At 62.5% G+C, this 22083-nt stretch carries 23 protein-coding genes and 1 pseudogene; 8 read left to right on the top strand and 16 right to left on the bottom strand.

Annotation, left to right across the window (positions count from 1 at the left end; translation table 11 throughout):
- Window positions 1-438, top strand: coding sequence for a c-type cytochrome (locus tag DBIPINDM_RS05640; protein ID WP_258584809.1), 438 nt, complete (start codon window positions 1-3; stop codon window positions 436-438).
- A gap of 8 nt (window positions 439-446) precedes the next feature.
- Window positions 447-1400 (top strand): cytochrome c, encoded by a 954-nt coding sequence (locus DBIPINDM_RS05635; protein ID WP_258584808.1) that lies wholly within the window; start codon window positions 447-449, stop codon window positions 1398-1400.
- Window positions 1401-1445: 45 nt separating this feature from the next.
- Here the strand turns inward: DBIPINDM_RS05635 and DBIPINDM_RS05630 are convergent, their stop codons facing one another.
- The 9 genes from DBIPINDM_RS05630 to DBIPINDM_RS05590 all read right to left on the bottom strand — a co-directional run bounded on the left by DBIPINDM_RS05630 (window position 1446) and on the right by DBIPINDM_RS05590 (window position 10183).
- Window positions 1446-2633, bottom strand: a complete 1188-nt coding sequence (locus tag DBIPINDM_RS05630; RefSeq protein WP_258584807.1) for a serine hydrolase domain-containing protein — start codon at window positions 2631-2633, stop codon at window positions 1446-1448.
- 14 nt (window positions 2634-2647) lie between these two features.
- A complete protein-coding gene (glnQ, locus tag DBIPINDM_RS05625) occupies window positions 2648-3370 on the bottom strand; it encodes a glutamine ABC transporter ATP-binding protein GlnQ (protein ID WP_258589472.1) in 723 nt (240 codons plus the stop codon).
- A 2-nt stretch (window positions 3371-3372) separates the two neighbouring features.
- Window positions 3373-4029 carry a glutamine ABC transporter permease GlnP gene (gene glnP / locus DBIPINDM_RS05620; protein WP_258584806.1) on the bottom strand — a complete coding sequence of 219 codons (657 nt, stop codon included), beginning with the start codon at window positions 4027-4029 and terminating at the stop codon, window positions 3373-3375.
- 81 nt (window positions 4030-4110) lie between these two features.
- Entirely contained in the window at window positions 4111-4863 is a 753-nt protein-coding gene (locus tag DBIPINDM_RS05615; RefSeq protein WP_258584805.1) for a transporter substrate-binding domain-containing protein, read from the bottom strand.
- Between the two features lie 79 nt (window positions 4864-4942).
- Entirely contained in the window at window positions 4943-5836 is an 894-nt protein-coding gene (locus tag DBIPINDM_RS05610; RefSeq protein WP_258584804.1) for a PhzF family phenazine biosynthesis protein, read from the bottom strand.
- 80 nt (window positions 5837-5916) lie between these two features.
- Window positions 5917-6792, bottom strand: coding sequence for a helix-turn-helix domain-containing protein (locus DBIPINDM_RS05605; protein WP_258584803.1), 876 nt, complete (start codon window positions 6790-6792; stop codon window positions 5917-5919).
- Between the two features lie 102 nt (window positions 6793-6894).
- Window positions 6895-7284 carry an SET domain-containing protein gene (locus DBIPINDM_RS05600; RefSeq protein ID WP_258584802.1) on the bottom strand — a complete coding sequence of 130 codons (390 nt, stop codon included), beginning with the start codon at window positions 7282-7284 and terminating at the stop codon, window positions 6895-6897.
- Between the two features lie 152 nt (window positions 7285-7436).
- On the bottom strand, window positions 7437-8063 hold the full coding sequence (locus tag DBIPINDM_RS05595; RefSeq protein ID WP_258584801.1) for a LysE family translocator: 627 nt from the start codon (window positions 8061-8063) through the stop codon (window positions 7437-7439).
- Window positions 8060-10183, bottom strand: coding sequence for a S9 family peptidase (locus tag DBIPINDM_RS05590; protein WP_258584800.1), 2124 nt, complete (start codon window positions 10181-10183; stop codon window positions 8060-8062). The genes DBIPINDM_RS05595 and DBIPINDM_RS05590 overlap by 4 nt, the downstream gene beginning before the upstream one ends.
- A gap of 116 nt (window positions 10184-10299) precedes the next feature.
- Between DBIPINDM_RS05590 and DBIPINDM_RS05585 the strand changes: the two are divergent.
- Together DBIPINDM_RS05585 and DBIPINDM_RS05580 are read left to right on the top strand one after the other, a co-directional pair.
- Window positions 10300-10667 (top strand): annotated as a pseudogene (locus DBIPINDM_RS05585) (SH3 domain-containing protein).
- 450 nt (window positions 10668-11117) lie between these two features.
- A complete protein-coding gene (locus DBIPINDM_RS05580; protein ID WP_010915014.1) occupies window positions 11118-11543 on the top strand; it encodes a MucR family transcriptional regulator in 426 nt (141 codons plus the stop codon).
- Between the two features lie 93 nt (window positions 11544-11636).
- On the opposite strand, the gene DBIPINDM_RS05575 is transcribed toward DBIPINDM_RS05580, so the two are convergent.
- Window positions 11637-12065, bottom strand: coding sequence for a SufE family protein (locus tag DBIPINDM_RS05575; protein WP_258584799.1), 429 nt, complete (start codon window positions 12063-12065; stop codon window positions 11637-11639).
- Window positions 12066-12166: 101 nt separating this feature from the next.
- Window positions 12167-12517, bottom strand: a complete 351-nt coding sequence (locus DBIPINDM_RS05570) for a DUF5330 domain-containing protein (RefSeq protein ID WP_258584798.1) — start codon at window positions 12515-12517, stop codon at window positions 12167-12169.
- A 533-nt stretch (window positions 12518-13050) separates the two neighbouring features.
- Between DBIPINDM_RS05570 and DBIPINDM_RS05565 the strand changes: the two genes are divergently transcribed.
- From DBIPINDM_RS05565 to DBIPINDM_RS05555, 3 genes are all read left to right on the top strand, one after another.
- Window positions 13051-14814: a sensor histidine kinase gene (locus DBIPINDM_RS05565; protein ID WP_258584797.1), complete on the top strand. Its 1764-nt coding sequence runs from the start codon at window positions 13051-13053 to the stop codon at window positions 14812-14814.
- Window positions 14789-15580: a peptidoglycan-binding protein gene (locus DBIPINDM_RS05560; RefSeq protein WP_258584796.1), complete on the top strand. Its 792-nt coding sequence runs from the start codon at window positions 14789-14791 to the stop codon at window positions 15578-15580. Before DBIPINDM_RS05565 ends, DBIPINDM_RS05560 begins: the two co-directional genes overlap by 26 nt.
- 69 nt (window positions 15581-15649) lie before the next feature.
- On the top strand, window positions 15650-15997 hold the full coding sequence (locus DBIPINDM_RS05555; protein WP_258584795.1) for a DUF1491 family protein: 348 nt from the start codon (window positions 15650-15652) through the stop codon (window positions 15995-15997).
- Here DBIPINDM_RS05555 and DBIPINDM_RS05550 read toward each other — a convergent pair.
- On the bottom strand, window positions 15975-17003 hold the full coding sequence (locus tag DBIPINDM_RS05550) for a hypothetical protein (RefSeq protein WP_258584794.1): 1029 nt from the start codon (window positions 17001-17003) through the stop codon (window positions 15975-15977). The two genes, DBIPINDM_RS05555 and DBIPINDM_RS05550, sit on opposite strands and share 23 nt — an antisense overlap.
- Window positions 17004-17213: 210 nt before the next feature.
- Here DBIPINDM_RS05550 and DBIPINDM_RS05545 point away from each other — a divergent pair, with 210 nt between their 5' ends.
- Window positions 17214-17399, top strand: a complete 186-nt coding sequence (locus DBIPINDM_RS05545; protein ID WP_258584793.1) for a hypothetical protein — start codon at window positions 17214-17216, stop codon at window positions 17397-17399.
- Window positions 17400-17480: 81 nt separating this feature from the next.
- On the opposite strand, the gene DBIPINDM_RS05540 is transcribed toward DBIPINDM_RS05545, so the two are convergent.
- The 4 genes from DBIPINDM_RS05540 to DBIPINDM_RS05525 all read right to left on the bottom strand — a co-directional run bounded on the left by DBIPINDM_RS05540 (window position 17481) and on the right by DBIPINDM_RS05525 (window position 22045).
- Entirely contained in the window at window positions 17481-18050 is a 570-nt protein-coding gene (locus DBIPINDM_RS05540; RefSeq protein WP_258584792.1) for a DUF1254 domain-containing protein, read from the bottom strand.
- On the bottom strand, window positions 18043-18627 hold the full coding sequence (locus DBIPINDM_RS05535; RefSeq protein WP_258584791.1) for a DUF1214 domain-containing protein: 585 nt from the start codon (window positions 18625-18627) through the stop codon (window positions 18043-18045). Before DBIPINDM_RS05535 ends, DBIPINDM_RS05540 begins: the two co-directional genes overlap by 8 nt.
- A 111-nt stretch (window positions 18628-18738) precedes the next feature.
- A complete protein-coding gene (locus tag DBIPINDM_RS05530) occupies window positions 18739-20892 on the bottom strand; it encodes a transglycosylase domain-containing protein (RefSeq protein WP_258584790.1) in 2154 nt (717 codons plus the stop codon).
- 220 nt (window positions 20893-21112) lie between these two features.
- A complete protein-coding gene (locus tag DBIPINDM_RS05525) occupies window positions 21113-22045 on the bottom strand; it encodes a dimethylarginine dimethylaminohydrolase family protein (RefSeq protein WP_258584789.1) in 933 nt (310 codons plus the stop codon).
- Window positions 22046-22083: the final 38 nt, after the last annotated feature.

The following is a 22083-nucleotide window of genomic DNA, read 5'->3' as shown; positions in this document are numbered from 1 at the left end:
ATGAGAAAGCTTGTCATCGCCATCTCTATGCTCGCCTTCGCCGGTTCGGCGGCCTTCGCCGACCCGATCCTCGACCGGCAGGCTCTGATGAAGGAACGTGGAAAGATCGCCGGCGGCATTTCGAAAGTAGTCAAGGGCGAGGACCCCTTTGATGCCGCTGCCGTGCTAGCGCAACTCCAGGCATTGCAGGCGAATGCCGAGAAGTTCGACGCCGACGCGTTGTTCCCGAAAGGCAGCGACGCCGGCGACACCACGGCGGGGCCGAAGATCTGGGAAGACATGGCCGGCTTCAAGGCCACCGGGGACAAGTATCTCGCCGACGTCAAGGCCGCCGTCGCAGCAGCTCCCGCCGATGTCGATGCGCTGAAGGCGCAACTCGGCATCATCGGCTCGGATTGCGGCACCTGCCATCAGAGTTACAGGGTCAAGAAGGGCTGATCTCAGCCATGGCATGGCTGAAGAAGCTCGTCGGCGTGGCTCTCGTTCTGGGTGGCGCCGGCGCGGCTGCTGGCTGGCTGCTGTCGGCGCCGGTCAAGCTTGACGCGACGGCACTGGCGCAACTCGGGCCGGGCGACGCGGGTCGCGGCAAGCGCATTTTCTATGCCGGTGGCTGCACCTCCTGCCATGCAAAACCGGGCTCGCAGGGCGATGTGCGGCTTCAGCTCGTCGGCGGCCTCGAACTCAAGACACCGTTCGGCACTTTCGTGCCGCCCAACATTTCGCAAGACCCAAAGGATGGCATCGGTGCGTGGTCGGTCGAGGATCTCGCCAACGCCATGCTGAAGGGCGTGTCGCCCTCGGGCGAGCATCTCTATCCGGCCTTTCCCTACGCGTCCTACGCGCGCATGAAGCCATCAGACATTGCCGATCTCTACGCCTTCCTGAAGACCCTGCCGGCAGTCGCCGGCAAGGCGCCGGGCAATTCGCTGGCGTTCCCGTTCAACATCAGGCGTGGCATCGGCCTGTGGAAGCGCCTCTATCTCAGTGACCGGCCTGTTGTTGCCTTGCCCGATGGCGCGCCTGATCCGGTGGTGGCCGGCCGCTATCTGGTCGAGGGGCCTGGTCATTGCGGCGAATGCCACACGCCACGCGACTTCGCAGGCGGCACCAAGAAAAGTGAATGGCTTGCCGGTGCCGTGGCCGCCGAAGGCAGCGGCATCGTGTCGAATATCACATCGGGCGAGGGCGGCATCGCCAACTGGTCGGAAGCCGATATCGCCAACTACCTCGAAACCGGTTTCACGCCCGATTTCGATTCCGTCGGCGGCGCCATGGTCGACGTGCAGCGCAACATGGCCGAACTGACGCCGGAGGATCGTTCCGCCATCGCCGCCTATCTTAAGGCGATACCACCGCATGCCAACGGTTATCCCGCACGCAAGAAACCGGCTGCGAATTGATTAGCGTCATTCGAGAAGTTGGACGTTCGCCCGATCTCGCCAAGTTCAGGCGATCTTCGCCAGCGCATCGAACAGGGCAAGATTGAAATCCTTGGCGTCGTCGACAATGGCATCGGGCTGTGACGAGAACTTCGCGATGACCATCTCGGCCCGCGGATCGACATAGAGCCACTGGCCATGGATGCCGAGCGCGAAGAAGGCGTCGTTGCTGGTCCCTGTCTGATACCATTTGTTGTGGTAACGGCCCTGCGGCAGCCAACTCGCTGAAGTGCTTTCGGACCAGGCCTTGGACGAGCCGCCGGTGATGGTGTCGTGCACCCAGGCCTGCGAGACGATACGCCTTCCATTGGCGACGCCGCCCTGCCGCATCATTTCGCCGATGCGCGCGAGATCGCGCGGCGTCATGTTGATGCCACCGCCCGTGCGCGGTGTGCCGGCTCGATCGACCGTGACATAGGCATCCTGCCTGGCGCCGAGCGGTTGAAACAGGCGCTCCGAGGCGAGATCCGGAAAACGCTGCCCAGAAGCGCCCTGGATGATCAAGCCCAGAACGTCGGAATTGGGGGAGGCGTAGTGATAGACGCCGCCGTGGTCCCCCTGGCCTTTTTTCAGCCCGGCGATGAACGCGACGACCGTTTCAGGCTCTTCGCCGGGTTCGCAGGGATCGAGCAGGCCGGCCCGGCGATAGCGCGCGTAGGGGCCGTGTGGATCGTGATAGACCTCCTCGAAATCCAGGCTCACCCGCATATCAAGGACATCGCGCACCCGCGCATCGCCATAGACCGAGAATTTGAGCTCCGGCACGTAGCGCGGCACCAGTTCATCGAAATCGAGCAAGCCGTCATCACGCAGAATGCCGGCGACGATCGAGGTCACCGATTTGCTGGTTGAAAACAGGATGTGCCGGCTCTGCAGGGTGAAGTCAGGCGCGTGGACGTCGGCGACGATGCGGCCGGATTTCATGACCACCATGGCGTCGGTTGAGGTCTCGCGAAGGGCCTCGGCGACTGTGATCCTTTCACCGTTGAGGGAGAACTTCTGGCGCAGCAAATCCTCGGGATCGACGACCGGATCTTCGATCAGGCCAGGCGTCGCCGCGATGCGCGCTGTCGGGATGAATTCGCTGACATGACGGAACGCCCAGACATTCCATGGGGCGGCGCGCCAGTTGCCGAGCCGGGCCTCGTCGCGGTTGAACCCATAGGCGGCCTTGAAAGCCGATGTTTTCATCATGGTCGGATGCTCCGTCAGTGAACGTGCTGCAGGAATTCGCGAAACCGTTCGCTTGGCGGGTGCGACAGCAAGTCTGTTGGCTTGCCGTCGTGGACGAGTTGGCCACCATCCATGAACAGCAGGCGAGAGCCAACCTTCTTGGCAAAACCCATTTCATGGGTCACCACGATCATCGTCATGCCCTCCATCGCCAGTGTCTGCATGACCCTGAGCACTTCCTGCCGCAACTCCGGATCAAGCGCCGATGTCGGCTCGTCGAACAGCATCAGCTTCGGTCCGACGGCAAGCGAACGGGCAATGGCCACGCGCTGCTGCTGGCCGCCCGAAAGCTGCGACGCATAGTGGTTCATCCGGTCGCCAAGGCCGACTTTCTGCAGCAGCGCGGCGGCGATCTCGCGCGCCTCTGCCTTGCTCTTGCCGCGTGAGCGGACCGGGCCGAACATCACATTCTGCATGGCCGTCAGATGCGGGAACAGGTTGAACTGCTGGAACACCATGCCGGCCTCGAGCCGGATGCGCCTGATATCGCGCGGGTTGCCAAGCACGCTGAGGCCGTCGACCAAAAGGTCGCCGTCGCTCACCTTCTCCAGCACGTTGATGCAGCGAAGCATGGTCGACTTGCCTGACCCGGACGGGCCGATCACCACCGCGACCTCGCCACGATCGACGGCAAGGTCGATAGATTGCAACACACGGTGCGCGCCGAATTGCTTCGAGACCTTCTTGAACTCGACCATGCTCATGGCAGACGCGCCGCCCGTTCGACAAACCGCAGGCTAAGGGCAAGGATGCTGATGACGATGAGGTACATCACCGCCACGGCCGTCCAGATTTCCACGGCGCGGAAGTTGCCGGACATGATCTCCTGTCCGCGCCGGGTCAGCTCGCCGACACCGATGACCAGGAATATGGACGTGTCCTTGACCACCGAGACGAGCTGATTGCCCATGGCGGGAAGAGCGCGCCTGACCGCAATGGGCGCGATGACATAGGTCAGCACCTTGCGGAAACTCAGGCCCATGGACAGCCCGGCTTCGCGCAGACCCGTGGCCACGCTGTCGAGCGCGCCGCGAACGATCTCGGCATTGTAGGCGCCTGAATTGATGATCAGCGTGAGGATGCCCGCGCTGGTCGCGCTGATGCGGATGTTCATCAGGATGGGCAGCGCGAAGTAGATGAACATCACCTGCACCGTAATCGGCGTGCCACGGATCAAGGCGACATAGATCTGCGCCGGGGATTGCGCCAGCCAGCCACCATAGGTGAGCAGCACGCCGGTGAGCACACCCACCACAATGCCTCCGGCAAGGCCGGCAAGCGCAATCAGCATCGTCACTTCGAGCCCCTGCAGCAGATCCGGCAGGGCGTCGAACACAGCAGTCCAATCGAAAGTCATGAGAGATCCAGTCTAACGTTCGCGAGGCGAAAAGCCGGTGATGAGGGCTACGAAGGTCTCATCACCGTTGGCCAGTTCCGCCTAAGCCGCGTCCGGCCCGAACCACTTTTCGCGGATCGCCTTCAGGCACCCGTCGGCCTTCATCGCGGCCAGCGTCACATTCGCCGGGGCGACAAGCGGGCTGCCTTTTTTGAAGCCGATGCCGACATCGCGGCCTTCCAGCGTCGGATGGATGACCCGGACTTTGCCCTTGCCGGCATTGTTGGCGTAATACATCAACGCCGGCGTGTCGTAGATCACGGCATCCGTCCGCCCGGCTGTGAGAGCGAGCAGGGCGTTGTTGATGCTCGGCAACTGGTCGAGCGTCGCGCCCTTGATGTGATCCTTGATGAAATCGACGGCGATGGTGCCCGTCTCGGTGCCGATTGTCTTGCCCGCCAGATCGTCGGGTGTGTTGATGGTCGTGTTGTCGGCCCTGGTCACCGCAACCAGGCCGCTTTGATAGTAGGGGTCGGAAAAGTCGATCACTTTCTGGCGTTCCGGCTTGATGAACAACTGGGACACGATGGCGTCGATGTTGCCGGTCTGCAGCGCCGGGATCAGGGCTCCGAAATCCATCGGCTGCACCCGCCATTTGCGGTCCAGGCCCTTGGCGACTTCGCCGAACATTTCCATGTCGAAGCCGGAATAGTGGTCGCCGTCCTTGAAGGCAAAAGGCGGGCTGCCGACATTGGAGCCGACGATGAGTTCGGCGTCGTCGGCTTTGACTGATCTGGCAAGGATGATCGCGGGAGCCGCGAGAAGGCCAAGTTGAAGAAGCTGTCTGCGATGCATTTTTTTCCCCTTTGGTTGGTTCTGGTTCAGGCTTTCTGTGTTCTTGGCCCCCAACGCCGGCAGGCCCTTGATCCGGCTTTCATGGCGCGGCGCTCTCATGCTCTTCCAGCCGGACCGCGCCGCCGAGCCAGCATCCGGCGGGTTGCCCGTCATCGAGACGGAAGCGGACGAGGATTTCGGACGGGCGCAGCATGGCACGGCCCTGGCGGATGATGATCTGGCGTTCCGATGTCTCCACCATCCCGTTCGACAGCAGGCCGAACGCCAGCGCCGCGGCCGCGATACCGGTAGCGGCGTCCTCGGGATAGCCCGAGGAACGCGGGAACTGGCGGGCATCGACAATCTGGGCATCCCTATCGAACACGGCATAGGGATAAAGGCCGGTGGAACCGATCCGGCTGCACAGCTCTTCCATCCCCGTGAAGTCGGGTCTCAACTGATCGAGCACCGCCACGCTGTTCAGCGGGACCAGCGTCTTGCCCCGACTGGTCGATGCATTCTGGATCGGCGCCGATGCCAGATCGTCCGCCCGGATGCCGAGGATCTCGATAATGTCCGCACGGCTCTTCTCGGCATCGGGAAGTGGCTGGACGCTGGCGGCCGGTTGCGAAATCTCGACAGCCGCCCCATGCGCCGTCCGCTTGCCGATCCTGGCGTCGACCCGGCCGCTCTGGGTCCAGATCGTCAGATCATCAGCAGGCAGCTTTCCCAGTCGATCCAGCAGCCACAGCGCGCCGACGGTGGCGTGCCCGCACATCGACATCTCATGGTTGGGCACCCAGAAGCGGAACTCGAAATCACAATCCGAGCCTGGCGGCGGCGGGAACACGAAACCGCTCTCATGACCGAAGGAGCGTGCGACCTGCTGCATGTCGGCGTCGGACATGCCAGCGGCATCGACGACGATCGGTGCCGGGTTGCCTCCATGAGGACCAGCGGCAAACACACTGACAAGTCGAACGTCGGGACGCATTCTCACCTTCTGGCCGTTACGCAGGATTCACTGCGCAGAGCCTAGGGCGATAGCGGCCGTGCCGCGCGTTCGAACGGGCCTTATGGTTTGATCGGTTGGGCCACGCGTCTGCGGATATCGGAAGGTGAGCGGCCGTCTGCCCTACGCATGGCATGGGCAAGTGCCGCACCGCTGTCGAAACCGACCCGGAAGGCGATCTCGCCGATCGGCAGGTCGGTTCCGCTCAGCAACTCGCGCGCAGTCTGCAGGCGGATGCGCAGCTGGAATTCACCCACCGAAAAACCGGTGCCCTCGCGGAACAGGCGGGTGATGTGGCGCCTGGAGACACCGAAGCGATCCGCCAGGGCGTCGAGGGGGACCTGCTCATCGGCATGAAGGGTGAGGAACTCCTTCAGATCCTCGATCAATGCCATCCCGTGCTCGCGATGCGAAGCGCCAGGCATCATCTCGCCGGCCATGACCTCGGCGATGCATTGGACGAGCAGGGCGGAGCTCAGCGAGTGCCTGACCCCGGAATTGCCATAGGCGCCGCCGCCATTGCGAAGCGAAAGCGCCTGCAGCGCCCGCACCGTGGCGGTACGGCGAACCAGAACCGTCGCGCGGGTGCGCCGATGGAACTCGCTGAGCGAGCCGACCTCCCGGTCGAGCCGGCGAAGAATGGCGCCGGTGACGTAGATGGCGACATGACGGTGCGCGCCAATGCCGGCGCAGGTCTCATGCGCACGGTTCTGCGGCACGACGGCGAACCGGTCCTGCGACAGCCATGTCCCTTCACGCTGGTCTTCGTGTTTGAGCTCGACCGTTCCACGGCTTGGCAGGATGAACATCAGGCAGTCGTGCCAATGCCACGGCATGGCGTAGGCGCCGCTGCCCGCCAGAGCCGCATGCTCTTCGTCGGCCGCGATCAAAAGATCGGCCTTTGCCGTGTCGCGCAGTTGCTCGAAAGACCGCAGCATTCTGGGGCTCGAATTTATCGAACCTTAGGTTAGCAGCCGAAACAATGGCCGGGCAATCGAAGTCTTGAGACCCCGCTTTCCGGATCAGCTGCCGTCTTCAGATTACAGGTGGCGATCGCCGAGGAAATCGAAGCCCGTCTCGAAGAAATGATTGTAGTTGCAGGTCATCTCTTCGCCCGGTGCGATGTCGCGCAAGGCGTAGGTTTCCTCGGGCGACGAGACATCGCAATTCGGCTCGTCGTCATGGTTCATGTAGCGGGCGTCGTCGGCTTCGAAGACGATATAGGCCGGGTCGCGCCGGTCGGGGTAGGAATAGCGGTCGAGATAGTTCTTCACCGGCCCGGTCTCGCCTTCATAGGTCTCGACATCGATGATCCGGTCGAAGCGGGGGTCGAGCTTCCAGACCAGCGTGCCCTTGGCAATGTGGTTCTTGGCAAAGACACCGATGCCCTGGATGGGCGATTTGTCGAGATAGACGTCGACGAGCAGCATAATGGACCCTTGTGCGAGCGTGGGCTTCGTTACCCCAAGAAAATCGTGCTTTGGGTAGCGCGCGGGCGTCGCAATTGCGAGTGGAAATAAGCAATGCGGAATTCAAAAAGTCATGATCATCATGCCTGCCGGATGACGCGCGCTGGTCGCTGTCAGCGTTGCTGCAGGGCCAGACGGACGCCCAGGGCGCAGTAGATGCCGCCGACAACCTTGCCCTGCCATTTCAGCACCGTCGGATTTCGGCGCAGGAAACTGCCAAGCCGACCGGCGCTCACTGCAAAGATGACCGTGCTGAAAAGGCCCAGCGCGACGAAGACAATTCCCAATACGGCCAGTTGAAGCACCGCCGCTCCGTTTTCGGGCCGCACGAACTGAGGCAGGAATGCCAGGAAGAAAAGCGCGGTCTTGGGGTTGAGCACTTCGGTGAGGACAGCCTGTCGAAACGCCTTGCCGGCAGGGATCGAGAGCGCGCCGGCAGTCGGGTCGGCCGGCGTTTTCTCGATGATCGCGCGAATGCCGAGATAAACGAGGTAGGCCGCACCGATGTATTTTACGATGCTGAACAGCGTCGCCGACGTGGCGATGATCGCCGAGATGCCGACCATCGCCATGACAGTGTGAAACATGTCGCCGGCCGCGATCCCGGCACCGGTCGCGATTCCGACCTTCGTTCCCGAACTCGTTGCCCGGGCGATCGTCAACAGCGTGGCCGGACCCGGAATAAAGACAAAGCCGAGCACGACGGCGATGTAGGCAATCAACGTGGACAGATCGATCATCGGAGGGTTTCCTCGGTAAGCTGCGCCTTTCCTGTCACCTTCAGCGCGAAGGAGTAGGTATAGGCGATCTCCTCAAGCCTTGAGAACCGGCCGGACGCGCCGGCGTGGCCGGAGTCCATGTTGATCTTGAACAGCACCGGATTGTCGCCGCTCTTGCGGTCGCGCAGCCGCGCCACCCATTTGGCCGGCTCCCAATAGGTGACGCGCGGATCGGTGAGGCCGGCAAGCGCCAGGATCGGCGGATAGTCGAGGGCCGCGACATTGTCGTAGGGCGAGTAGGCGGCGATCGTCCGGTAGTCGTCGGCCGACGCGATCGGGTTGCCCCATTCCGGCCATTCCGGTGGCGTCAGCGGCAAGGTCGCGTCGAGCATGGTGGTGAGGACGTCGACGAACGGAACCTCTGCGACGATGCCGCCAAAGCACTCCGGCGCCATATTGGCGATGGCGCCCATCAGCATGCCGCCGGCCGAGCCGCCTTGCGCGACCATGCGGTCATGCGCGGTGTAGCGCTCGGCGACAAGGTGGCGCGCACAGGCGATGAAATCGGTGAAGGTGTTCATCTTGTGCGACCGCTTGCCGTCATCGTACCAGCCGTAGCCCTTGTCCTTGCCGCCACGGACGTGAGCGATGGCGTAGACGAAGCCGCGGTCGACGAGCGACAGGCAGTTGGTGTTGAAGGCCGCCGGCACAGTGATGCCGTAGGAGCCGTAGCCATAGAGCAGGCAAGGTGCTGATCCATCGAGCGGCGTGTCGCGATGGTGCAAAAGCGAGATCGGCACCAGTTCGCCATCGGCGGCGGGCGCCATCAGCCGCCTGGTGACATAATGGTCCGCATCATGGCCGGATGGCACTTCCTGGGTCTTGAGCAATACCCGCTCGCGGGTGCGCACATTGTAGTCGAACACTTGCGCCGGCGTCGTCATTGACGAGTAGGAAAAGCGCATGATCTCGGTGTCGTACTCATAGGAGCCCGACAGGCCGAGCGAGAAAGCCTCCTCATCGAGAGACAGAAGGTGCTCCTCGCCACTGGCGCGGTCACGCACGACGATGCGCGGCAGGCCCTCCTTGCGCTCGAGCCGGACCATGTGGTCCTTGAAGCCGATCACCGACAGGATCAGCCGGCCCGGCTCATGCGGCACCAGTTCCTGCCAGTTGGCGCGGACTGGATCGTTTGCCGGCGCCGTCATGATCTTGAAGTCCTTGGCGCCGTCCGCATTGGTCAGGATGAAGAAGATGTCGCCGCCTTCCTCCAGCTCGTATTGAAGGCCGGTCTCGCGCGCCGAAACCAGCTTGGGTTCGGCAAACGGATCGCTGGCGCTCAGCAGGCGGTATTCCGAGGTCTCGTGATCGTTGATGCCGATCATGATCCATTGGTTGTTGCGGGTACCATCGACATTCATGAAGAAGCCGGGATCGGTTTCCTCATAGATCAGGCGGTCGTTTTCAGGGTCTTGTCCCAATGCGTGGAACAGCACTTTCGACGGCCGGTGGTTAGGGTCGAGACGGGTATAGAAGAACCCGTCATTGCCCGCATCCCACACGCCCGAACCGCCAGTGGCGGGAATCTGGTCCGCCAACTCCTTGCCGTCGGCAAGGTCGCGCACGCGCAGCGTGTAGAACTCGGAACCCTTGTCGTCGAATGCCCATAAGAGCTTGCGATGATCGGCTGAATGATCGACGCCGCCGAGCCGGAAATAGGCCTTGCCCTCGGCTTCGGCGTCGCCGTCGAGCAGGATCTGCTCATCTCCGCCGTCGCGTGGCGTGCGGAAATAGCGTGGCTGCTCGCCGCCGAGCTTGAAGGAAGAACCGTAGGCATAGGGGCCGTCCTTCATCGGAACGGAAGAATCGTCTTCCTTGATGCGGCCCTTCATCTCCTTGAAAAGCTGCTTTTGCAGGTCTGATGTGTCGGCCATCAGCTTCGACTGGTAGGCATTCTCGGCTTCGAGTTCGGCGCGGATGCCCGCATCGAGCAGGGAAGGGTCCCGGAACATCTCCTGCCAGTTGTCGGCCCGCAGCCAGGCATATTCGTCGGTTCGCGTGATGCCGTGATGCGTGTCGAAAACCGGCCGCTTCTCGGGTGTCGGCGGGCTGACGATGGGAAATCGGGAAGTCTTGGTCATTGCGTCTCGCTTGGGAAATATCTTGAATGGCGAATGAATACGCTGATGAGGGTGGGTTCAAGGGCCGCGGCCTGGAGGTGATGTCGGCTGCAGGAGATAGGCCGGGAGGAAAGATGATGACTATTCGATCTTGGATTGCTGCGACTTTCGCCGTTGCTTCGCTAACTCTGGTCTTTGCGGCCAGTCTCATGCGACCGTATTCGCGGCTTGGCAAGTGGCCAATGTGCCGTTCGGCGACACGCTCAATGTGCGTAAGTATCCGTCCGGCACATCCCAGAAGCAGGCCGCATACCCGAACGGGACCGTCTTGCAGATGACCGGACGATGCACTGGCGGCATAAACCTGCTCGATATCTCCAATCAACCGGCATGGAAGCAACGGCAGACGGTCCGCTATCGCTGGAGCGAGATCTGGCATGACCCGGCCAAGAACGACGCCTTCGTCACCGGCTGGGCCTATGGCAAGTACATCACCCCGTATTGATCGACCACCAGCGATTGACTCTGAGCCGGCCAGCCGGCGGGGCATGTCGCCTGGTTGCCTGCGAAAAGATGAGCGGCAACCTGTGGTTTTGTGGACAGATGTGAACAACCAAGATTGTCGGCTCGATGCCAAAGCAAACCAGAGCATTGAAATCTGCTTTGTGAGTTATCGCGAATGTAACGATCAGCTGACGTAACGTCAGCCTTTGCCGGTTTGGCGAGCGAAATATCGAAAAATTACATGATGCACGAAAGATTGAAGCTGATTGCCGAATAGTTGATCAACATTCCTAAATATAATGCAAAGAGCGAATTGACTTACTTGCTCTATGGTCGCATTGATGTGCCCGCGACACGAATCGTAGGAACTCTACCTGCTCAAATTTCGTGCAATGCCCTGCCTGTAAAAAAGGGCGCATACCGACGTAACTCTTGTTGGGGCCTGAAGACCATGGATATTGTCGAAACACCTTCCAGAAACAATGATGCGCTGATCGAGCTGACCGCCGATGTGGTGGCCGCCTATGTCAGCAACAATCCCGTGCCGGTCGGCGAACTGCCGAACCTCATATCCGATGTCCACGCCGCTCTCGGGCGTGTGGGCGGAACCGCCGAACAGCCCCCTGCCGACAAGCAGAAGCCGGCTGTCAACCCGAAGCGTTCGGTTCATGACGACTACATTGTCTGTCTTGAAGACGGCAAGAAGTTCAAGTCGCTCAAGCGTCACCTGATGACCCACTATGATCTGACGCCGGACCAGTATCGCGAAAAGTGGAATCTCGACCCGAGCTATCCGATGGTTGCTCCGAACTATGCGGCAGCCCGCTCGCAGCTCGCCAAGAAGATGGGTCTTGGCCGCAAGCGCAAGGCTCGGTAATCGCTGCTTTGTCAGCTCGAACCGACATCAACGGCGCCTTCGGGCGCCGTTTGATTTTGGGGACGCCAAAGGGTCGTGCCGACCGGAGGGGCGTCAAGCGGTCTGCTTGAGTGCCATTTCGGCATCGCGCTTGATGCGCTTGACCATCGAGCGAAGACCATTGGCGCGCTGCGGCGACAGGTGCTCGTCCAGGCCGAGTCCCTTCAGCGTCGCTTCCGCATCGGTTTTCTGGATTTCGCTGGCGGTTCTTCCGGAAAACAACGCCAGCATGATCGCGACCAGCCCGCGCACGATATGGGCGTCCGAATCGCCGGTGAAGGTGATGACTGGATCGCTGCCCGGTCCCCGTTCGGTGGTCAGCCAGACCTGGCTGACGCAACCTGGCACCTTGTTGACTGCATTGCGCTCCTCGTCGGGAAACGGCGGCAGCGCTTCGCCGAGCTCGATGACGTAGCGATAGCGGTCCTCCCATTCGTCAAGGAACGAGAAGTCGTCGCGGATCGTCTGGATCGTGGTCGTCATCACCCCGGATATAGTCACGCAGCAGTGCCGCGTCACGAAAAAAACAAGGACACCGCGGGCGTCGAGAGGGCAGACGGCCCGCGGTGCGCCGTCGAGACGGCTTAATTCTTTACCGGCAGGTTGACGGTCTCGGGCAGGACCATCTCTTCCGGCACGCTGCCGGTCATTGTCGAGGTGTCGGGACCGGTGGACTTGTCGTCCAGCATGGCGGCCGCGATCTTGGCGGTCTCCTTGGCGCGTGCGGTGATGGTGTGCATCGCCGACTTGCCGGTTTCACAGACATCGGGCTTGCGCTCGCAAATGCCGGCAATGTCGCCCACCGCGTCGCGTGCCGCGAACAGGGCCTGGATCGGCCCGACGCTTTCCTGCCCCGGCTCGTCGGAACCGACGCTCAGCGGCAGCGCCAGCAGCACCAGTGAAAACCAGAAAGCCATTCTTATCAGGAAGAACATGCCTTGCCTCTCGTCGTGACCGGATCATGCATCATATGGCATGACCTCTTTTATGGGCAGGATGTTGGCACACAGGCACGAAGGACGGCTTGCAGCTTCGCCGAGAATTTTCCTCAAATTTTAGGCAAATTCGAAACGAAGCGTTTTGCCATGGATTTGTTTCATATCGGGACGATTTTCGTTACCTCTTGATAACCATCTATCCGATTGTTTCTACAGGATTTTTCTGGAATTCCGGCGGTTCTCTCCCTGCCCATGGTCCGCCGACGGCAGGCGTTCGGAGATAACCCTCCATTTACTATGGCGGCATTTGCCCCGGTTTTTGGCAGCAAGCATCCCGATATTTGCCACAGGCCGGGCTTTGGTCGGCCCTGCCTTATCCATTCCTTAAACGCTGAATGAGAGTTTCAGAGCCAATCAAAACAATCTGCAAAAGCAGAGCTGTTCACGACGAGTGCGAGTGCGTTGAGTTGATGCCGATCAAGGCCAGATACGCTGAATTGCCTGGCGCGATTGCCGCCGGTTGCGAACGTATGGTCCATCCCTCGATTCTTGGGCAGAGCGGCCGCGAGCGCCAGCGCCGCTTCATCGGCGTCATGCTGGCGGCGCCATTCTTTGCCGCTGGCGCCGCGGTCACCCTGGTTACGTCAGGCATGGGTGCAGCGGTCACCATGGCGGCCATCTTCGCGGCCTTCGGTCTGTGCTGGTTTATCGCCCTGCTGGTGGCGGCGACCGGCAAGATGGCCACGGCGGCACCGATCGCCCTGGCGATGGCGGCTGTTGCCCTTGGCGGTCTCATCGCCGCCGCCGGTGGGTTGAGCTCTCCTGTCGCCATGCTTGCCGTGGCGTTGCCGTTCGAAGCCTGGTGGATCGGCGCCTCGCGGCGTGCAGCGCTGTGGGGAGCGATCTCGGCCGTTGCCGCCATTGCCCTTCAGCCTCTGGCTGCGGCTTTCTTGCCTTTCGCGGGCGCGCAGATCGCCGCCTGGCATTGGCTGGTGCCGCTGGCCTGGGCACTGACGCTGATCCCGCGCCTATCGGCGTTTCGCGATAGCGCCGGTGCGGCTGATACGCTGGATAGCGGCGATCGGCTGGAAGACATCCTCGATGCGGTGGTCCTGCGGGTCGCCCGTCACGGCGAGGTGCTCGATGCCTCGGCCAAGGCGCGCACGCTTTTGAAATTGCCGCCGGAACTGCTTTCCGGAACCGGCCTCTTCGACCGCGTCCACCTGTCGGACCGTGTCTCCTATCTCAGCGCCCTGGCCGACCTGCGCGATGGTGCTGCCTCGCGCCGCCTCGAATTGCGCATCAGGCTGCCCCAGAACGGCAATGGCCAGAGTGACAATCGCCAAAATGACAGTCGCTTGATGGCTGACAATTATCGGCCGTTCCTGCTCGAACTGCTGCGTGGCGAGGAACAGGGCGACGTCTTCACGCTCATCCTGCGCGAGAATGACGAGACGGCCCGGCTGCGTGAGGAGCTCGCGCAGGCCAATGAGACGGCAGCAGCCGCGGAAGTGGCCAAGGGGCGGTTCCTGGCGGTGGTGAGCCATGAACTGCGCACGCCGTTGAACGCCATCATCGGCTTCTCGGACATGCTGCTGCATGAGATGTTCGGCGTCTTCAAGGATCCGCGCCAGAAGGAATATGTCGGCCTGGTGCGGGATTCGGGGCAGCATCTGCTGGCCGTCGTGACATCCATACTCGACGTGTCGCGGATCGAATCGGGCGCCTACACGGCGGAACCGGAGCCGTTCCGGTTCATGGAAGCCGTCGAAATGTGCCAGTCGATGATGCGGCTGCAGGCGCAGGCCAAGAATATCGACCTGCAGACGCAGATCGCTCCCGACGCCGGCGACATCAATGCCGATCGCCGCGCCGTGCAGCAGATCCTGATCAATCTGGTCTCCAATGCGATCAAGTTCACGCCCGACGGCGGCGACGTCGTCGTCGGCGCCAAGCGGATCGGTTCGCGTCTGCATTTCTGGGTCAGGGACACCGGCATCGGCATTGCCGAGGAGGATTTCGCCAATCTCGGCAAGCCCTTCATGCAGATCCAGAACGACTATACGCGCCGTTTCGAGGGGACCGGCCTTGGCCTGTCACTGGTGAAGGGGCTGGTGGCGCTGCACGAAGGCACCATGTCGATCGAAAGCATGCCGGGCGAGGGCACCACGGTGACCATCAGCCTGCCGGTCAACGGGCCGAAGGGGCGCCCGGCGAACCAGGCAGGGGTGCTGACGATGCCGGTGACGAGGGCGAAAGGGGACAGAAATGGCTCGCTCCGCAAAACAGCCTAAGGCGGTCAAACGCCGCAGCAATGCCTTCCAGGACGGCGCCATCGCCGTCGGCGGGATGATTTCGCGCAATCCCGTGCTGGTGGGTGGATCGACGGCATTTTTGGTGACGCTGTTCTATGTCTCGGCGAATGCACTGTGGTATCAGCCCTTCCCGCATGCCGGGGCGTTCTTCGCCACCCGCAATTTCCAGGGTTTGGCGCACTCTGCCGCGGACGAGCCGGAGACGACGATCAACATCGTGCGGCCCAATGCGGCGCCCGCCCCGATGAAGGGCGATCCGGTGGTCGAGCAGGTGCAAGGCATATTGAAGGACCTCGACTTCTATCCCGGCACGGTCGACGGCATTTCCGGCCCCAACACACGCAAGGCCATACAGGCCTATCAGCAGAAGGTTGGGCTCAACGCTTCCGGCGAGATCGATGCGCTGCTGCTGGATCAGCTTGGCGCAACGCCGAAGACCGCTGCCGTGCCCAAACCGCAGCCTCGTCCCGACGTGCAGCCGGCCGCCGTTCCGGTGTCCTTGCAGACCAACTCTGGGCAGACGAATGCCGCCCAGACCCCGACCCAGGGACCCGACCCCCGCATCGTCAAGATCCAAGCCGGGCTCAAGGCGTTCGGCAACGACGATATGCAGCTGGATGGTGTCGTCGGCGCCCGCACCAAGGCGGCGATCAAGGAATTCCAGTCGCTGTTCGGGCTGCCGCAGACCGGCGAGCCCGACGAGATCGTCTACGTCAAGATGCGCGAGATCGGCCTGACCAACTGAGGCCTGAAACGACGGCTCGCCGAGCGGGGGAAATACCGATAGATAGCGCGCAGCTTCCGGAGTTCTCTCATGCGCGTCACATCGGATCTGTGGGTTTCTGCCTTGGTGCGCCGGGTTTTCGGCGCCGGCGGTTTTGCCGCCGTGGTCAACCGTGGCGCGACCGAGGCCGGCGCTGTTTTCGTGCTGGCGCGGGGCAGGCTGGGTGAAATCGCCCTCTACGGACCGGCGCCACAGACAAGTTACGATTCGGCCAAGCCCGACGACCGCTTCTTCAGCCTTCTCGCCGCCGGCGATGATGCCGCCGTGCTCGATGCCCGTCTTGAAAGGGAAAAGAAGTTCGATCCCGACATCTGGGTGGTCGAGATCGAGGCCGGGACCGTTCCCGTCGAGGAGCTTATTTCCGTGAAGACGCCCTGAGGCTGGGGGCGGCTTCGTCGCTGTTCGAGGCCTTGGAGCTGTCGCTGTTTGCGGGTGAAGCGTCACGAACCATCCTGGACAGGGTCTCGGCTTTCCATCCCCGCACCCGGTCCAGAGCCACATCGCGATGCAGCAGACGGTAACGGTCGAGATAGGTACGGATGGCCTGCGGATGCGGGAAGAGGCTGGGATAGATGGCAACCGTGATCAGGAAGGCCCGGTCCTCGCTGAGGTCGAGCGAGCGCAGCGCTGCAAGCAGCGATGCATAGTTCTGGTTGGCGGTCAGCGCGCGCGCGGTCGAGAAATCAATGTCGAGCGCGTCCGCCAGCGCGGTCTGGAAGAAAGCGGCGTTTCCCGTCAGCGCCGTCTCGCGCAGTTTGACATAGGTATCCGAGCCCGGGAACGCATCGACCTTCGCCGCCAGCGCTTCGTCGCCGGTGCGCATCATGGAGCGCAGCCTGCGCCGCGCATTCTCGGCGGCAATGCCGGAAGACTGTTGCCCTGTCGCATTATCCTCGACCGCTTCCGCATTTGTGGCTGCGACGGTTGGCGCGGGGGCTTGCATCTCCGGTTCCCGCACCCGCACCAGCGTCGGTCTCTCGAGCGCCCTGATCAGGTCGGCGATGGTCGGGTTCAGGTCCTTGCGGCGGGCGATGGCGCGCGCATGCGGCAGCCCGTGCCTTCCGATCAGCGCGATCAGGTCGATATCGCTGACGGCGCGCGAGCGGATCAGCAGCGGCGCGGCGATGTCGACCGGTTCTTCGCAGAGGCGGCGCACCAGTGCTGCGGGGGCATATTCGCATTCGGAAAGGGCGGCTGCCACGTAGCGTCGCGATTCGACGGACACATCGTCGAACAGCGGCAGCGTCAGGTCTTCGAGCTGGCCGATCTCACGGCGGGACGGGCGGGTTAGCGAGCAGAACGCCGACACCGCGGCGCGGAACAGCCTTTCGGCCTTACCCGATTCCGTCCGTATCGCGATTTGCCTGAAGTCCGAAGATGACACGAAGGATACCCGATACTCGACACACAGCCTTGATCACGCTCAACCGGGACTGTGTCGGTTGAGCGATTGCCTTGATCAGAACGTCCTGACCCCAAGACAAAGATCAAGTTAGCGGTGATCCGTTAGCGCTCCGTTAACCCTCTGCCGGCCTTAATGATATTTGGAGGCGTTGCGTTGTGCTCCGGGGAAACCGAGAGGAATGCGCGAATCATGGGCATGGTACTGTCTTTCGTGCCGCGTGCGGCACCGACCAATCGAGCCAAACAAACCACCGAAATACCGGCGGCGGTGATCATCTTTCCCGGCATCCGCTATGAGCGGTCCAGTACCGGCGAAGCGCGGCCAGTCGGACCCGACAAGCCGGGATCGCCACGGACGCCGATGCCGCACCACTGAGTCTTCCTGAAGCGGCGACTGGCTCACCAGGCAGCATCCGCTGCCGACTCTCCTGGTACGGACGTCAGGCCTTGATCTGGTCTAGAAATCCTGCAGCTCGCAGGAACTCTGATCGAGAAAGCGCGACACGATCGGCTTCCAGCTGTCGTCCGGGACGAAGCTGCGGATGACGAAGATGCCCTCGTCGATCGGCGCTTCGACGAAGATCGCCCCCTGCAGATCCTCAGGCAGGTCCTTGCGCACGTCGATCATCTGCGCCGGCGTCAGTACCACGGCATCCAGCTTGCCGCCGGTCGCCGTATGGTCGTTGAAGGAATAGATGTTGTGGCCGTTGCGGTCATAGACCGACACCGACCAGAAGGGAACGTTCCCCGGCGCCTTGATGCGGACCATGCCTTCCTCGAGGTCGAACCGGCAGGCCGTGGCGTAGAACAGAGGGTCGACCGATTTCACCACCGGCGCGCCGCCCGCCTCGGCATCGAGCCGGTTCATCCGGTAAAGATCGGACGCCATCGACAGTCGCGACCAGGCGTCGCGTTCCGAAAATTCGGGCACCAGAAGCAGCACCACGATGTGCACGATGCCGGCGCCGACGAGGCCGAGCAGGACGGCATGGAAAAGCCTGCGCATCGCGGCATAGAGACTACGCATCGCAGCCGGCCTTCACGATCCTGGGCAGCGAAACGTCCGACAGGCCGGTGCTGCTGGCGATCGGTGTGTCGTAGAAAGTCAGGACGAAATACATCCGTCCGGAACCGTCGGTCAGAAGCCAGTTGCCTTGCATCGGGTGATGGCCGACCGAGATGATCACCGAATTGTCGGCCTGGCGCAGCACCTCGTAGGACTGAAGTGCTGCAAGTCGCGGCTTGCCGGTCTCGACGACGCCGAGCGATTGATCGGCGGCATAGAGCGTCCAGAAGCGGGCGGTCGGAAATCTGCCCTCTATTTTGTAGCTGCATTCCCGCTTGAGCTGGCCGCCGGCAGCGTCATTTTCCGCGACGAAGGACAGGCCTTCGGCGCGACCGAGCGCAAGCACGCCCTCGCGCGCCACGCGCGCCTTGGAATAGGGGTCCGCGGCCGGCGTGCCGATGTCGGGAAAGGCGGTCCATTGGCCGATCCGGATCGCGCCGACGCCGTCCTGGATCTTCAACGCATACCAGACGCTGGCGCCGCCGCCGCCAATGGCTATGGCAAGCGAAAGCAGCATCAGGAAGGCATTCTTGAGCATGAGGGGCCGGGTGAATGAAGGATTGCCGTTCGGGGATATCGCGGCGCGGGGCCTCGTGGCAAGCGGGCGTGATGGATTTGCCTGTTGGCCCGGCCAGCGCCGGGGTTGATGTCACAGCGCCGAAAGCGTTTCGGGCGGCGTGGAGGCGTCGAGTTTGGGTGCGGACTGGAACAGCTGCGTCATGTCCCTCAGCGTCTGCGTGGTCCGGCTGGACAGCACCGCCGGCCGTTCGGCGGCCGCGTCGGCCGCGGCCTGTTCATCGCTCTTCTTCTGCGCGTCCGCGGCCTTTGCCGCGATCTCCTCGTCGACGAACGGCTTGTCGATGCCGGGGATCGGCTTCAGGTCGATGTTCTGGTGCGCATAGACCATCAGGCGCTGCCACACCATCGCCGGTAGCGAGCCGCCCGTCATGTTCTTGGTCGGGGTGAAATCATCGTTACCCAGCCATACGGCCGCCGTGTAGTTGCCGGTGAAGCCGACGAACCAGGCGTCGCGATAGGATTGCGTCGTGCCGGTCTTGCCGGCGACGACGATGTTCGGAATGAGCGCCCGCCGCGCGGTACCCATCACCGGTACGGCCGCAAGCATGGTGTTCATCGATTTCAGCGCCTGCTCGGAGAGCACCCGGTGCGGCGGTGGCGCATCCTTGGTCCAGTCGTACACCACGTCGCCGGTGCGGGTGACGAGCTGGGTGATGCCGTGCCGGGAACCGACGAAGCCGTTCTGGGCGAACACGCTGTAGCCCGTCGCCTGGTCCATCACGGTCATGCCCGAAGTGCCGAGCACCATGGTCTTGTGTCCCTCCAGCGGCGATTCCACCCCGAATGATTCCGCCATCGCCTTGATCGGCGCGATGCCGAGATGGTCCTTGGCCAGCCGCACCGGCACGGTGTTGATCGACTTGGCCATCGCCATCAATAGCGTGATGTTGCCCGCCGACTCGCCGCCGTAATTGTGCGGCGACCAGTTGCCCCAGCTGATCGGTCCACCGGAAATGACAGAGTTCGGCGTGAAACCGTGTTCCATCGCCGTGGCGTAGACATAGGGTTTGAAGGACGAGCCGGTCTGGCGCAGCGCCTTGGTGGCGCGGTTGAACTGGCTGGCGCCGTAGTCGCGGCCGCCGACGATCGCCCGCACCGCACCGTTGGTCTCGATGACGACCACGGCACCTTCGGTGACGTTGTACTCCTTGCCGAACTGGCGCAGGTGGAACTCGACGGACTCCTCCGCCGCCTTCTGGATGTTGGCGTCGAAGGTGGTGTGGGCAACCAGAGAATGCTGGCCCGGCTTGGCGATCTTCTTGACCTCGTCGAAGGCCCAGTCGAGGAAGTAGTCGGGGCTCTTCTGTTCGCCACGGTCGACGACGTCGGCCGGGTGCAGCCTTGCCTGCAGCACCTGGCCCTCGGTCATGAAGCCGGAATCGACAAGGTTGGACAGCACCACATTGGCGCGGGCGCGCGCTGCCGGCAGGTTGATATGGGGTGCGTATTTGGTCGGCGCCTTGAACAGGCCGGCCAGCATGGCAGCTTCGGCAAGGTTCAGGTCCTTGACGCTCTTGCCGAAATAGAAGTCCGCCGCCGCCTCGATGCCGAACGTGCCGCCGCCCATATAGGCGCGGTCGAGATAGAGCTGCAGGATTTCCTTCTTCGATAGATTGGCCTCGAGCCACAGCGACAGGAAGGCTTCCTTGATCTTGCGCTCGAAGGTGCGCTCATTGGTCAGGAACAGGTTCTTGGCCAATTGCTGGGTGATGCTCGAGCCGCCCTGGACGACAGAGTTGGCCCGCACATTCTCGAAGATGGCGCGCGAAAGGCCCAGCACGTCGATGCCGTAGTGATCGAAGAAACGCCGATCCTCGGTGGCCAGCACCGCCTTGATGACGTGATCGGGCATCTCGTCGACCGGCACCGAGTCGCGCTGGATGATGCCGCGCTGGCCGATCTCGTTGCCGTAGCGGTCGAGGAAGGTGACGGCGAAATCGCCCTGGGCGCGCCAGTCGCCGGCCGTATCCTGGAAAGCGGGAATGGCCAGTGCTAGCATCACCACAATGCCGCCGGCGCCGAGCGTAAAGCCCTCGCTCAACAGTTCGACGATGCCGCGGCGCCAGCCCTTGAGACGAAAGCGCCGCGAGAAGATCGTCGCGGCTTCCCAGAACTGCCGTGCCTTGAAACCGATCTCGTAGAGCGAGGAATCGATCCACGCGTCCAGCGCCAGAAGGCGCGACGCGATCGGACCTCTTCTCTTGCGCGGTTCAGGGCTGATCATTCAAAACCCGGCTCGGCTGTGGCGCGACCTGAAAACCGCAAGCGGGCAATTTCAGGGCAGCGCCCTGTCCGACTATTCATCCATTTTGTGGACGCTCACAAGGGCGGCGAGGACACAGCTGCAAGGTTTGTTGATGAAAAAGCAGGCAACCGGTGACACGGTCGCCCGCCCACCAGATTCTTGATCCGGCGGGCGAGGGTGGTTTGCCGTTACCGGGCTGTCAGGCCGCTTCGCGCTTCAGCGCCTGCGCCATGCAATGGATGCCGCCGCCGGTCTTGGAGATCTCGCTCATGTCGACGGCCGCGACCTCGAAGCCGCGCGCCTTGAGCTTTTCGATCAGCGTCTTGCTGGAGGTCGGCGCGATCACCCGGTCCTTGCCCAGAGACATGAAGTTGCAGCCGAGCGCCATCGTGTCCTGGAACGGCACGTCGATGATCTCGTGGCCCTTGCCCTTCAGCCAGTCGACGATGCCGGGCTCGGTGCAGGCGAGGCAGACGGCGGTCAGTTTTTCGGCGATCGGCACCACCATCAGGTCGATATGGACGTAATATTCGTCGATGAAGGCGATGCGCGTCTCCCAGCCCTCTTTCTCGAACCAGGACTGGACCTGGCGGGCGCCTTCTTCCTGCGTGCGGGCGCCGCCGCAGCCGATCAGCACCACGCCCTCCTCGATGACGTTGAAGTCGCCACCCTCGAACGTGCCGGCGGTGACCATGTCGTAGATCGGGATGCCGAGCTTTTCGTAGGTGCGGATGGCGGCATAATTCTCGCCGCGCCGCCACCAGTTGGCCATGGCGGTGATGAAGGCGCCATAAGGCGTCATGACGCTGGAATCGCGGGAATAGACCTGCATCGGCAGTTCCGGCGTCGGCTCGTGCCAGTGGATGTTGACGCCGAAATGCTCATAGGCGGCGACCAGGTCCTTGTGCTGAGCCTGCGCGATCTGGACGTTGCACGGCGCCTCACGCAGATGTTTCCGCGACAGCGAGCTGGTCGACAGATGGCGCAGGAAATTCGGCGATCCGAGCAGCACGTCGGTCAACACGTCGGTTTCGTTGGCGAAGCCCCATGATGTCAGCGGCTTGGTACCGCCGGCCGGATTGCGGCGCTGCAGCGAAAACGGCTCGGCGACGATGCGATCATGAACGGTCATGCGGTTCTCCTCGTGGGCTTGTTCTCAAGAGTTGGTCG

Origin of the sequence: Mesorhizobium sp. AR02 (genome assembly GCF_024746835.1) — a bacterium.
Lineage (GTDB): Bacteria > Pseudomonadota > Alphaproteobacteria > Rhizobiales > Rhizobiaceae > Mesorhizobium.
This window is presented reverse-complemented; position numbering and strand designations above follow the sequence as displayed.